Raw genomic sequence first — 13142 nt, 5'->3', positions numbered from 1 at the left:
GCGGCTTCCCCTCTGGGCGCCTCGCGGTGGGGTTTCCGCTGCGCGCCTTCACGCAGTCTTTAGGGTAACAAGCCCGCCTCAAGGAGTCCTTCACGGACCACCCGGCGTTCAGCTGAGCCCGAGAACCGCGTGCAACACCGCCGTCAGTTCCGTCTGCAGATGCGGCCTGCTTTTGATCCGTCCGGTCCGGCTCAGGTCGTTCGCGATGGTCAGCGCGGCGTGCACGCGGATCTTCGCCTCACGCGCCGGAAGCTCCGGAAACACCGCGCACAGCAAGGAAACCCACTGGTCGACGTAGTCGCGCTGGACCCGGCGAAGATCGGCTTTATCCCGCTGTGGCATGGTCGCGCGGTCCGCAGTGAAGGACACCAGAAGCTCCGGCGTGCGCAGCAAAACATGGATGTACGACGCGGCGAGCCGGCCCAGCGCGGCCCGTTCGTCCGGAGCCTGCAGCGCTTGCTCGGCGGCCAGCGCGAGCCGGTCGGCGGCGCGGTGTCCGATCGCGACCATCAGCGCGGCCTTGCTGGGGAAGTGGCGGTACACGCTGGGTCCGGCGATGCCCGCCGCCGCGCCGATGTCTTCCATGCTCACCGTGTGGAAGCCGCGTTCGGCGAAGAGCCCCGTGGCGGCGGTCAGCACTTGCTCGCGCCGGGACGGCGTGCCGAGGCTGCTCGCGACCGGCGGCGCGGGCTCTTCCGGAACCGGCAGTGAGACTTCGAGCACCGTTTGCGCCAGCTCGACCAGCAGGGGTACGAAGCGTTTGCGCGCCACTGAGGTGTGGTGCACCGCGACGCTCCCGAACACCGACAGCGCGGCCCAGCACAGCAGCTCGGCCTCGTCCGCGGACAGCTCCGGACGCAGGGTGAGCAGGGCTTTCGTCCACGCGTCGAGCACTGCTCCGGACCGGCGGCGGATCTCCCGGCGCTGCTCGCGCGGCAGATGCGGACCTTCCCAGCGCCACAGCGCGGCGATCTCCCGGCGCTCGACCGCCTGGGTCGCGAGACCGGTGAGCAGGGCGTTCAGCTGTTCTGGCGGCGGCGCGGAATCGGCGAGCGCCGTCGCGGTCGCCGATTCCATGTCGTCGATCCCGGCGAGCACGACGTAGGCGAGGATCGCCTGCTTGTCGGCGAAATGCCGGTACAGCGCGGGCCCGGTCACCCCCGCCTCGGCGGCGATGTCGTTGATCCCGACGCCGTGGAACCCCCGCGCGCGGAACAGCCCGGCCGCGACGGCGGCGAGCTGGGCCTTGCGGTCGCGAGGTCGCGTGCCGCGGGCGGGAGACGTACTCATGGTGAACTGACCATAGCGCTTATCGAAACCACGGCAACCCATTGACACCATGGGGTTCACCGGGTCTATGTTAATGGCCATTAGCACCTACTGGCCGGTATAGTCGGCGGCGAGATACACCGCAGTGTCCAACCATGCCGCTTCGCGGAGGAGTGTTCAGTGAGTAGCGAGGCCTACATCTACGAGGCGTTGCGCACGCCCCGGGGCAAGAACAAGGGCGGTGCCCTGCACGGCACCAAGCCGGTCGACCTGGTGGTCGGCCTCATCCAGGAGCTGAAGGTCCGCCACCCGAACCTCGATCCGCAGGCGATCGACGACATCGTGCTCGGCGTCGTGTCCCCGGTGGGCGAGCAGGGCGCGGACATCGCGCGCACCGCCGCGCTCGTCGCGGGCCTGCCGCAGACGGTCGCGGGCGTGCAGCTCAACCGGTTCTGCGCGTCCGGTCTCGAGGCCACCAACGTCGCGGCGCAGAAGGTCCGCTCCGGCTGGGACCAGCTGATCATCGCGGGCGGCGTGGAGTCGATGTCGCGAGTGCCGATGGGCTCGGACGGCGGCGCGCTGTTCATGGACCCGGCCACGGCCTACGACCACTACATCGCCCCGCAGGGCATCGGCGCGGACCTGATCGCGACGATCGAGGGCTTCTCGCGCGACGACGTCGACGCCTTCGCGGTCCGCTCGCAGGAGAAGGCCGAGGCGGCCTGGTCCGGCGGCTACTTCGCCAAGTCCGTGGTGCCGGTGAAGGACATGAACGGCGTCACGATCCTCGACCACGACGAGCACCGTCGTCCGGGGACCACTGTGGAGGGTCTGGCGAAGCTCAAGCCCGCCTTCACCACCATCGGCGAGATGGGCGGGTTCGACGCCGTCGCGCTCCAGAAGTACCACCAGGTCGAGAAGATCGACCACGTGCACACCGGCGGCAACTCGTCCGGCATCGTCGACGGCTCGGCCATCGTCCTGGTCGGCTCCGAGCAGGCGGGCAAGACCTTCGGCCTCACGCCGCGGGCGCGCATCGTCGCCACCGCCTCGATCGGCTCCGAGCCCACGATCATGCTGACCGGTCCGACGCCGGCCACCGAGAAGGTGCTCAAGACCGCGGGCCTGACCCCGGACGACATCGACCTGTGGGAGCTCAACGAGGCGTTCGCGTCCGTCGTGCTCAAGTGGCAGAAGGATCTGCGCCTTCCGGACGAGAAGATCAACGTCAACGGCGGCGCGATCGCCATGGGCCACCCGCTCGGCGCCACCGGCGCGATGCTGGTCGGCACCGTGGTCGACGAGCTGGAACGCCGTCAGGCGCGCCGGGCGCTGGTGACCTTGTGCATCGGCGGCGGCATGGGTGTCGCGACCATCATCGAGCGGGTGTGAGGACCGAATGACCGAGAGCAAGACCATCCGCTGGGACAAGGATTCCGACGGCATCGTCACGCTGACCCTGGACGACCCGGACCAGTCGGCCAACACGATGAACCAGGCCTTCCGCGAGTCGCTCGCCGCGACCGTGGACCGGCTCGAAGCGGAGAAGGACGACATCACCGGTGTCGTGCTCACCTCGGCGAAGAAGACCTTCTTCGCCGGCGGCGACCTGCGCGACCTGATCCAGGCGAAGCCGGAGCACGCGGCGGAGATCACCGCGTCCAGCGGCGCGATGAAGAGCCAGATGCGCCGGCTCGAGCAGCTCGGCAAGCCGGTCGTCGCGGCCATCAACGGCGCGGCGCTCGGTGGCGGCCTCGAAATCGCGCTGGCGACGCACCACCGCATCGCGGCCGACGTCAAGGGCAGCCAGATCGGCCTTCCCGAGGTCACCCTCGGCCTGCTGCCCGGCGGCGGCGGCATCGTCCGCACCGTGCGGCTGCTCGGCATCCAGAGCGCGTTGCTGAACGTGCTGCTGCAGGGCCAGCGGATGAAGCCGCGCAAGGCGCTGGAGCTGGGCCTGGTGCACGAGGTCGTGGACACCGTCGACGAGCTGGTGCCCGCCGCGAAGGCGTGGATCAAGGCCAACCCCGAGGGCGGCGTGCAGCCGTGGGACGTCAAGGGCTACAAGATCCCGGGCGGCACCCCGTCGAACCCGAGCTTCGCGGCGAACCTGCCCGCGTTCCCGGCGAACCTGCGCAAGCAGCTCAAGGGCGCGCCGATGCCCGCGCCGCGCGCGATCCTCGCCGCTGCGGTCGAGGGCTCGCAGGTCGACTTCGACACCGCGATCCAGGTCGAGACGCGCTACTTCGTGAGCCTGGCCACCGGGCAGGTTTCGAAGAACATGACCAAGGCGTTCTTCTTCGACCTGCAGACGATCAACTCCGGCGGTTCGCGTCCGGACGGGTTCGAGAAGTTCACCGCCAAGAAGGTCGGCGTGCTCGGCGCCGGGATGATGGGCGCCGCGATCGCTTACGTGTCCGCGAAGGCGGGCATCGACGTCGTCCTCAAGGACGTCTCGCAGGAGGCGGCCGACAAGGGCAAGGGCTACGCGGTCAAGCTTGAGGAGAAGGCGCTCTCGCGCGGCAAGACCACGCAGGAGAAGTCGGACGCGCTGCTGGCGCGGATCAAGCCGACCGCCGACCCGGCCGACTTCGCCGGCGTCGACTTCGTGATCGAGGCCGTGTTCGAGAGCGTCGAGCTGAAGCACAAGGTGTTCGGCGAGATCGAGAACATCGTCAACGCGGACGCGGTGCTGGGTTCCAACACCTCGACGCTGCCGATCACCACGCTCGCCGAGGGCGTGCAGCGGACCGAGGACTTCATCGGGATCCACTTCTTCTCGCCGGTGGACAAGATGCCGCTGGTCGAGATCATCTGCGGCGAGAAGACGTCGCCCGCCACGCTGGCGAAGGTCTTCGACTACACGCTGCAGATCCGCAAGACCCCGATCGTCGTCAACGACAGCCGCGGCTTCTTCACCTCGCGGGTCATCGGCACCTTCATCAACGAGGCCGTGGCCGCGCTGGGCGAGGGCGTCGAGCCGGCGTCGATCGAGCAGGCGGGTTCGCAGGCCGGTTACCCGGCACCGCCGCTGCAGCTGATGGACGAGCTGACCCTGACGCTGCCGCGCAAGATCCGCGCGGAAACCCGCGCCGCGATCGAGGCCGCGGGCGGCACCTGGACGCCGCACGCGTCCGAGGCCGTCATCGATACGATGCTCGACAAGTACGACCGCAAGGGCCGCTCCACCGGGGCGGGCTTCTACGAGTACGACGAGAACGGCAAGCGCACCGGGCTGTGGCCGGGCCTGCGCGAGGCGTTCAACTCGGGTTCGGCGGACGTGCCGTTCGAGGACCTCAAGGAGCGCATGCTCTTCGCCGAAGCGCTGGAAACGGTGAAGTGCTTCGACGAGGGCGTGCTGACCTCGGTCGCGGACGCCAACATCGGGTCCATCTTCGGCATCGGCTACCCGGCCTGGACCGGCGGCGTGATCCAGTACATCAACCAGTACGAGGGCGGTCTGCAGGGCTTCGTGGACCGGGCCCGCGAACTGGCGGCGCGCTACGGCAGCCACTTCGAGCCGCCGCAGTCGCTGGTGGACAAGGCCGCCAAGGGCGAGATCTACGAATAAAGCGGAATATTCTTTTGCTGGCGGGGCCGTCTCGGGAATTTCTTGGGGCGGCCCCGTTTTTCGCATTCGGCCCAGTCGGCAGCGGCACTTTTCGTAATATGATCATCGACCTTTTCTGACAGGTCGCTCAGTGCAAGCACGCCTGCCGCGAACGGCTGAACGCGAGTCACCCGAACAGCCGGTACCGAGGCCGGAATCCCTTGTCGTGACGGCATAAATCCGGGACCCCTCCCTCCGGGCGCATGGGATACTTCGGCATGGATCAGACGGTGGCCGTCGCGGGGGAGCAGCTCGCGTTCGCTGGGGCCGATCGGCTCGTCAAGCTCGTCGGGGCGCTTTATCAGCGGCCCCGGATCGGCGACCGGCCGCGGGAATTGCAGGACAACGGGGAATGGCGGCCCGGTTATCACCCGGAGCGCGCCGGGCGGCGCGGGCTGCCCATGGTGTGCCTCGTGGGAGACGCGCGCGAGGGGGTCCTCGAAGAGCTGGGTTCCCGGTTGCAGAACGCGAAACCGGCGGGCACCGTCCGTTCCGTCTATCTCTCGCTCGCCGATCGCCCGGACGTCGACGCTCCGGGCAAGGCGACCGAGGCGAGCGTCGAAGTCGTGCGCGACATCCTGTGGCGAATCCGCAACACCCTCGTCCGCAGCTCGCGCACGCGCGAAAGCCGGTTGCGGTTCCGGCTGTTCACGCTGGTCGACCAGCTCATGTCGAAGCGGTTTGCCGAGGGCGAAACCGACACCGAACGCACCCTGCTGCGCGAACTGCAGGAGAACGGCCTGCTGGTCCGCTTCCGCTCGGCCATCGACAGCGTCAGCCGCGAACTGGTGCCGCAGCATCCGACGTGGCGGTTTCCGTTGCTGCTGCTGCGCTGGCTGACGATCGGCACCTTCCGGCTGGCCGTCACCGGACGCGTCCCCGGACTGTCCGGACGGTACCGGTGGTTCCTGCGCCAGCCGCATCTCGCGCCGGAGATGTCCGGCAGCTTCGTCCGCTTCGCGATGCGTCTCACCGACGGCGAATGGCAGAAGGAATCGCCCCAGTACGTCGCGCGGCTGCTGGTCAACGCGTTCCTGGAGGACCTGCGCCGCGAGTACCGGCTGCGGCCGTGGCAGTTCTGGCGCCGCCGCAGGATGACGTATCCGGTGCTGCTGCTCGATGAGGTCGGCCCGGCCAACGGCGGCTACCGGCTGCTGGAACTGATCAACGAGGTCCGCAACCAGGTCGGCCTTTTCGATCCGCTGCTCGTGGTGAGCGCGAGCCAGGCACCGCCGCCGGACGCCGCGCCGAGCGAGGACCGGCCGAAGTACCACGCCGCGGACGCCGCCGGCGCGTACCGGGTGTGGCAGAACCGGCTCAGCGCGGACCGCCGGGCCCGCCGCCCCACCGCGTGGTACCTGCCGATCGGCCTCGACGCGCCGCAGACCGAGACCGACAAAACCGAGGTGCGCAAGCGCATGCTGTCCCTCGGCGAGCATTACGACCTGTCCGGCGGGCGCGGGCGGGCGGCGTGGTGGACGACGCGCTGGGTACGGGCCGGGGTGCCCGCGGTGGTGCTCGCGCTGATCGCCGGGTTCGTGGTGGTGCGGTATCAGTCCTTCTTGGACAGTCACTGCGGCACCTCGAGCGAATGGCTGACGCGGGTGGACGACCAGTGCGTCGGAGTGTCCGACGGCACCTTCACGCTGTTCTCCCCGGTGGACAAAGAGGGGACGATCCAGCAGGTCCAAACGGTGATCGCGGACCAGAACCGGCGGGCGGAGGAACTGCACCAGCAGTATCCGGAACGGCCGTACATCACGCTGGTCGACCTGGAAGCGCTGACATCGTCGAACGGCACCGCCGAAGGGCTCACCGCCGAACGGGAATCGCTGGAAGGCTTCGCCGTCGCGCAGTCGCGGCAGCTCGACGCGACCGCCGCGGCCGAACCGATCGTGCGCATCCTGATCGCCAACGGCGGCAAGGGAATGCATCAAGGCGCGCAGGTCGCGCAGACGCTGCTGGAAATGGCGAAACAGGACCCCAGCATCGTCGGCGTGGTCGGGCTCGACATGAGCAGCGAGCCGACGTCCGACACGATCCGCGCACTCGGCGACGCGGGCATCCCGGTCGTCGCCGCGACCCTCACCGCCGACCAGCTCGCGGACCAGAACCCGATCTACTTCCAGGTCGCGCCGCAAAACCGCCGGGAAGCGGCGGTGGCCGCGGCGTTCGCCGCCCAGCGCCCCGGACCCCGCGCCCTGCGGGTCTACTACTCCGACGACGACGCCGATTTCTACAGCACGAACCTCCGCGACGACGTGCTGAAATCGTTCCAGGAAAAGGGTTTCACTGTTGAAGCGCGCGCGTTCGAATCAGACGGAGGGATAGCTGGGATGCCCGCGCATCTGCGGTATGGAGACCGGACCGTAGGCAACGCGGGCGCGGCTGGCCGGGACAGCTGCTCCTACGACGGCTTCGCGTTCTTCGCTGGTCGAGGAGTCCCCGACTTCGGAGCGTTCCTCGCTGGTGCAGCGCAATGTGGCAGCACCGCGACAATCATCGGTGACGACGACGTCTCGCGCTACGTGGCGGATTCCGTTGCGCGGGAACGCAATCGCGCACTGTCGTACTACTATCTCGCACTCGCGAGCGCCCCGGCCACCGCGGCGAAAGGCCTCGCGCGGGACTTCTACGCCACGCTCAACGCCAAGTTCTCCTTCGAGCACACCGCGAAAGGGCGGTCGTTCGACGGCCACGCCGCGCTGTCCTACGACGCCGCGCTGGTGATGATCACCGCGACCGCCTACCTGCGGGAAACGTCGTCAAAGATCCCGGTGACGCCCGGCTCGGTGTGGCGGGAGATCGCCGCGATCCACACCTCGCGGCCGGATGCCAACCAGACCAACAAATACATCGAGGGAGTCAGCGGAACCATCGACTACGGAGGCGACATCGGCAGGCATGTCCCGCAGGACAAACCGCTCGCGGTACTGCGGGTACAGGGCGGAGAGGTCGATCCGGAACTGCAGGGGTTCTGCGGCAAGGCGGTTGTTCGCGCACCGGATCCGTGGTGCCCGGCGGACGGCTGACCCGTGCCCCGGACGCCTCCGCTGTAACAGTTTTCCGAGGATTCCCGACCTCCTCGCATTGGGGTGCGAAGGAGGTTCCGCATGTTGCGGAAACTGGGGATGGCGTTGGTCGCGGGCGTTCTGGTCGCTGGCTGCGGTGCGGTTCCGACGGGAACCGCACCGTCGGCCGTCACGAGCGAGTACTCGCCGCCAACCACCTACAGCGCACCGGAAACGTCGACCACGACAACGTCGACTACAACACCGTCGACATCGATCGCGGTCCCGGTGACCACGACGCAGGTCGCTCCACCGACCACTGTCGCCAAGCCGAAAACGGCCCCGAAAACCCAGACCGCGCCGCGAGCCTCCGCGTCCCAGCCACCGCCAGCGCCGGATCCCGCACCCGCCGAATGCGGTTCCGACTACTACCGCAACTCTTCGGGGAACTGTGTCCATCGCCCGGACTCGAACCCCTCCGGCGCGACCGCCCTCTGCAACGACGGCACCTACAGCTACAGCCAGCACCGTTCCGGCACCTGCTCGCACCACGGCGGCGTCCGGCAATGGCTCTGACCCCGCCAACCCAACCAATCGCTAGGCCGAACGGACCAGCCCGGTAAGTCGGATCGATCACGAACCGCCCGTTCCGCCCGCCCCGCCCGGTACCGTGCGAATCCAGTACGGCATACGGAACGGGGGACGTGGTGGCGCGGGCAGGTTCGGGAGCGATCATCGTGGTGCTCGCCTCGTGCGGGCTGGTCGCGTCGTTCATGCAGACGCTGGTCATCCCGCTGATCCCGGCATTCCCGAGATTGCTGAGCACCACGCCGACGGACGCGTCGTGGGTCGTCACCGTCACGCTGCTCGCCGCGGCGGTGTGCACTCCGGTCGCCGGGCGGCTCGGCGATCTTTACGGCAAACGCCGCGTGCTGCTCGTGAGCCTGGCCGTGCTGATCGCCGGGTCCATGGTCTCGGCGCTCACCAGCTCGCTCGCGTTGATGATCGTCGGCCGCGGGTTGCAGGGCTGCGCGATGGGCGTCATCCCGCTCGGCATCAGCATCATGCGCGACGAATTGCCGCCGGAACGCGTCAGCGGCGCGATTTCGCTGATGAGCGCGACGCTCGGCGTCGGCGGCGCGATCGGTCTGCCGGTCGCGGCGGTCGTGGCCGAGCACGCCGACTGGCACGTTCTGTTCTGGGGCGCGGCCGGACTCGGGCTCGGCTGTGCGCTGCTGATCCTCCGGTTCGTCCCGGAATCGCCGGTCCGCACGCCGGCGCCGTTCGATTTCCTCGGCACGCTCGGGTTGACCGTCGGTCTCACCAGCCTGCTGCTGCCGATTGTGAAGGGCGGCGAGTGGGGCTGGGGCAGTCCGGTGACGCTCGGGTTGGCCGCGACGGCAGTGGTCGTTTTCGGCTTCTGGGGCTGGTATCAGCTGCGCCGTCGTGACCCGCTGGTGGATCTGCGCGTTTCGGCGCGACGGCCGGTGCTGTTCACGAACCTCGCGTCGATCCTCGTCGGGTTCGCGATGTACGCGATGGCGCTGTCGTTCCCGCAGTTGCTTCAGGCACCGTCGGCGACCGGCTACGGCCTCGGGCTCAGCATGGTGCAAGCCGGGCTGTGCCTCGCGCCGAACGGACTGGTGATGATGGCGCTGTCCCCGGTGTCCGCGCGGCTGACCAACCGCTACGGCGCGCGCGTCACGCTCATGACCGGTGCGACCGTGATCGCCGTCGGCTATCTTTTCGCGATTTTCCTGATGGCCAACGCGATCGAGCTGATCATCGCGTCGGTGATCATCGGGGCAGGCGTCGGAATCGCTTACGCCGCAATGCCCGCGCTGATCATGAGCGCGGTGCCGGTCACCGAAACGGCGTCGGCGAACGGCCTCAACTCGCTCATGCGGTCCGTCGGCACCTCGACGTCCAGCGCGGTGATGGCCACGATGCTGGCCCACCTGACGATCACCGTCGGCACGTTCACCGTGCCGTCGCTCGCGGGATTCCGCGCCACTTTCGCGGTCGCCGCGGCCGCGGCGGTAGCCGGGCTGGCGTTGACCGCGGTGGTGCCGCGGATCCGTGCCGCCAGCCCGGACCTCGCCCGGGTCTAGAGCAGCGGCGGAACGGCCGCGTCGATCAGGTGCGGACCCGGTTCGGCGACCGCGCGCCGGAACTGCTCGGCCAGCTCCTCCGCGGTCGTCGCCCGGGTCGCCGGAACGCCCATGCCCTCGGCGATTTTCACGAAATCCAGGTCCGGACGGCCGATGTCCAGCAGGTCCTTCGCGCGCGGTCCGTCCCCGGACGCACCGACGCGTTGCAGTTCCATCCGCAGGATCGCGTACGCGTTGTTGTTGAGCACCACCGTCGTGACGTCGAGGTTTTCGCGTGCTTGCGTCCACAGCGCGGAGATCGTGTACATCGCGCTGCCGTCGGATTCGAGGTTGACCACCGGCCGCTTCGGAGCCGCGATCGCCGCGCCGACGGCCACCGGCATCCCGTATCCGATCGCACCGCCGGTCAGGGTCAGCACGTCGTGTCGCGGCGCGCCTGCCGTCGCGGCGGGGAGCATGAGCCCGGAGGTGTTCGCCTCGTCGACGATGATCGCGTTCTCCGGCAGCAGCGCGCCGATCACGTCGACCCAGTTCTGCGGGGTGAGCGGACCGCTCGGCAGCTCCGGCCGTCCGGCTTCCTGCAGGACCGGCTCCGTGTCCGCGGCGACGAGCGCGGCGACCGCCTCCAGCGCGGCGGTGACGTCCTGGCCGACCGTCGCGAGGACGTGCACGTCCGCGCCTTCCGGGGTCAGCTCGCTCGGCATGCCGGGGTAGGCGAAGAACGACACCGGCGCCCTCGTGCCCGCGACGATCAGGTGCTTGACCCCGTCCAGCTGATACTTCACGTGCTCGGCGAGATATCCCAGTCGTTCGATGCTGGGCAGGCCAGCCCCGCGCTCCAGCCGTGCCGGGAACGTCTCGGCGAACGCCTTCACTCCGGTCGCGGCGGCGATCCGGCTGGTCGCACGCAAACCGGCTTCCCGGCAAGCGGATCCGCCGACCAGCAACGCTACTGACTCGCCGCTGCGCAGCAGGTCCGCGATCTTCTGCACGGTTGTCGCGTCGACCTTCTGCGGCACGCGCGGCGGAATCGGCTCGCACGTTTCGCCGCCCTCGCCCCACGAGGCGTCGGCGGGAAGGATCAGCGTCGCGATCCGGCCCGGTGCGTCCTGTGCCGCCGCGACCGCTGCCGCGGCGTCCGCGCCGACGTCCTTCGTGTGCCCGGACCGGCGCACCCAGCCTTCGAGCGAGCCCGCGATGGCGTCGATGTCCGACTCCAGTGGGGCGTCGTACTGCTTGTGATAGGTGGCGTGGTCGCCGATCACGTTGACCACCGGCGTGTGTGCGCGGCGCGCGTTGTGCAGGTTCGCCAGGCCGTTCCCCAGCCCCGGGCCGAGGTGCAGCAGCGTCGCGGCGGGCTTGTCGGCGATCCGCGCGTACCCGTCCGCGGCACCGGTCACGACGCCTTCGAACAGGGCGAGCACGCCGCGCATTTCCGGCACTGAATCGAGCGCCGCGACGAAGTGCATCTCCGACGTGCCGGGGTTGGAGAAGCACACGTCGACCCCGCTGTCGACGAGCGTGCGGATGAGGGACTGGGCGCCGTTGAGCGTGCTCACTGTGCTCACTTTCCGGTTGGAGCGAACAGAACGCCGGGGTTCAGGATCCCGGCCGGGTCGAAGCTGTCCTTGACCCGGCGCAGCAGTTCGAGCTTCGCCGGGTCTTCCAGCTTGTCGTAGTACTTCGTCTTGGTGCGGCCGAGGCCGTGCTCGCCGGAGATCGCGCCGCCCAGCTCGTACGCGTAGCCGAAGATGTCGGTCAGCAGCTGCGAGCGAGTGTCCGGATCCTTGCAGAAGATCGCCAGGTGGACGTTGCCGTCGCCGGCGTGCCCGCAGCCGATCGCGCCGCCACCGGTCGCCATCGCCAGCTCGCGGGCGCGGGTCATGAACTGCGGCATCGCGGTTCGCGGCACCACCACGTCGATCACGTCGTCCGCCCCGGCGGCTTTGGCGTTCCAGAAGGCTTTTTCGCGGGCTTCGATGAGCTTGCGCGCGGCTCCGCCTTCGAGCACGTACGCGTCGATCGCGCCGAGTTCGGTGAGCAGTTCGCCGAGCGCCTCGACGTCCTCGCCGAGCCGGTCGGCCACCCGGTTTTCCAGCGCCACGGCCAGATACGCCTGGGTCCGGTCGCGGATTTCCGCCGGGACGCCCAGTTCGAGCTTGTCGTTGTAGACCATCGCGGCCATCGTCATGTTGTCGATGTACTCGAGGATCTGCGGGGCGAGACCGCTCGCGGCGATCTTCGGCACCGCCGCCATGACCTGTTCGAAATCGTCGAACGGGGCCAGCACCGTCGCGCCGTGCGGCAGCCGGGGCTGCAGTTTCACGATCACCTCGGTCACCAGCGCGAGCGTGCCTTCCGAACCGATGATCAGCTGGGTGAGGTCGTAGCCGCTGGAGATCTTCGACATCCGGCCGCCGACGCGGATGATCTCGCCGGTCGCGAGCACCGCCTGCAGGCCCGAGACGTTGCCGCGGGTAATGCCGTAGCGGATCGCGCGCATGCCGCCGGCGTTGGTGCCGACGGTGCCGCCGACGCTCGCGCTCAGCTCGCCGGGATAAACGGGGTAGGTGAGGCCGTGCTCGGCGGTCTTCGCGTCGAGTTCGGCCAGCGTGACGCCCGGCTGGACGACGGCGACGTGGTTGCCGGTGTCGATCTCGAGCACCGAGTTCATCCGCTCGAACGAGACGACCAGTCCGCCTTCGACCGGACGCGCCGCGGCGGACAGCCCGCTGCCGGACCCGCGCGCGGTCACCGGGACGCCCTCGGCGGCGGCGATCTTCAGCAGCGCGGAGACCTCTTCGGCCGTCGCCGGCTTCGCGACGTACGCCGGTTTCTGGCCGGGCGTGCTGAGGGCTTCGTCGTGCGCGTAGTCGTCGGAAATCGCGTCACCGGTCAGCAGGTTCCCCGCTCCGACGGCCCCTGCCAGCTGTGTTGCGATCTCGCTCATGCCGTCGCCTCCTTGAGGAGTTTCACCCTGGTCGCCCGTGAGGCGACGGCATGAATGCCCATGATTCGCTTGCAAGCTGCGCTCATGCCACTCCCTCGTGCGCGCGCGTACGTCGTGGCCGCAGCCTAGCCGTTCTGCTGCGAGGCTGGCCATGAATAGTTTTCACGTTAGCCGACGCGGGCACGAAAAAG

Annotated in this window: 8 protein-coding genes; 5 read left to right on the top strand and 3 right to left on the bottom strand. The window is 68.9% G+C overall.

The features are described from left to right. Positions 1–108: 108 nt before the first annotated feature. Positions 109–1290, bottom strand: a complete 1182-nt coding sequence (locus ACWGIC_RS15905; protein WP_452076661.1) for a TetR/AcrR family transcriptional regulator — start codon at positions 1288–1290, stop codon at positions 109–111. A gap of 159 nt (positions 1291–1449) precedes the next feature. Here ACWGIC_RS15905 and ACWGIC_RS15900 point away from each other — a divergent pair, with 159 nt between their 5' ends. The 5 genes from ACWGIC_RS15900 (at position 1450) to ACWGIC_RS15880 (ending at position 10001) form a co-directional block, all read left to right on the top strand. Beyond that, positions 1450–2661 (top strand): acetyl-CoA C-acetyltransferase, encoded by a 1212-nt coding sequence (locus ACWGIC_RS15900; protein ID WP_452076660.1) that lies wholly within the window; start codon positions 1450–1452, stop codon positions 2659–2661. Positions 2662–2668: 7 nt separating this feature from the next. Further along, positions 2669–4840, top strand: a complete 2172-nt coding sequence (locus ACWGIC_RS15895; RefSeq protein WP_452076659.1) for a 3-hydroxyacyl-CoA dehydrogenase NAD-binding domain-containing protein — start codon at positions 2669–2671, stop codon at positions 4838–4840. Positions 4841–5097: 257 nt separating this feature from the next. Then, entirely contained in the window at positions 5098–7911 is a 2814-nt protein-coding gene (locus tag ACWGIC_RS15890) for a hypothetical protein (RefSeq protein ID WP_452076658.1), read from the top strand. An 81-nt stretch (positions 7912–7992) separates the two neighbouring features. After that, complete coding sequence (locus ACWGIC_RS15885; RefSeq protein WP_452076657.1) at positions 7993–8466, top strand: DUF3761 domain-containing protein; 474 nt, start codon at positions 7993–7995, stop codon at positions 8464–8466. 128 nt (positions 8467–8594) lie between these two features. Next, complete coding sequence (locus tag ACWGIC_RS15880; RefSeq protein ID WP_452076656.1) at positions 8595–10001, top strand: MFS transporter; 1407 nt, start codon at positions 8595–8597, stop codon at positions 9999–10001. Here ACWGIC_RS15880 and ACWGIC_RS15875 read toward each other — a convergent pair. Then, positions 9998–11560: an acetolactate synthase large subunit gene (locus ACWGIC_RS15875; RefSeq protein ID WP_452076655.1), complete on the bottom strand. Its 1563-nt coding sequence runs from the start codon at positions 11558–11560 to the stop codon at positions 9998–10000. The two genes, ACWGIC_RS15880 and ACWGIC_RS15875, sit on opposite strands and share 4 nt — an antisense overlap. A gap of 5 nt (positions 11561–11565) precedes the next feature. Next, positions 11566–12951, bottom strand: coding sequence for an FAD-binding oxidoreductase (locus tag ACWGIC_RS15870; protein ID WP_452076654.1), 1386 nt, complete (start codon positions 12949–12951; stop codon positions 11566–11568). Between the last annotated feature and the right edge of the window lie 191 nt (positions 12952–13142).

The sequence above is a fragment of the Amycolatopsis sp. NPDC054798 genome (genome assembly GCF_053611505.1).
Note: the sequence above shows the minus strand (reverse complement) of the source record. Positions and strands in the feature narration are given on the sequence as shown.

Coding starts and splice junctions, on each gene's coding strand:
- ACWGIC_RS15905 (WP_452076661.1), bottom strand. CDS start 1,290: ATGAGTACGTCTCCCGCCCGCGGCACGCGACCTCGCGACCGCAAGGCC.
- ACWGIC_RS15895 (WP_452076659.1), top strand. CDS start 2,669: ATGACCGAGAGCAAGACCATCCGCTGGGACAAGGATTCCGACGGCATC.
- ACWGIC_RS15890 (WP_452076658.1), top strand. CDS start 5,098: ATGGATCAGACGGTGGCCGTCGCGGGGGAGCAGCTCGCGTTCGCTGGG.
- ACWGIC_RS15885 (WP_452076657.1), top strand. CDS start 7,993: ATGTTGCGGAAACTGGGGATGGCGTTGGTCGCGGGCGTTCTGGTCGCT.
- ACWGIC_RS15870 (WP_452076654.1), bottom strand. CDS start 12,951: ATGAGCGAGATCGCAACACAGCTGGCAGGGGCCGTCGGAGCGGGGAAC.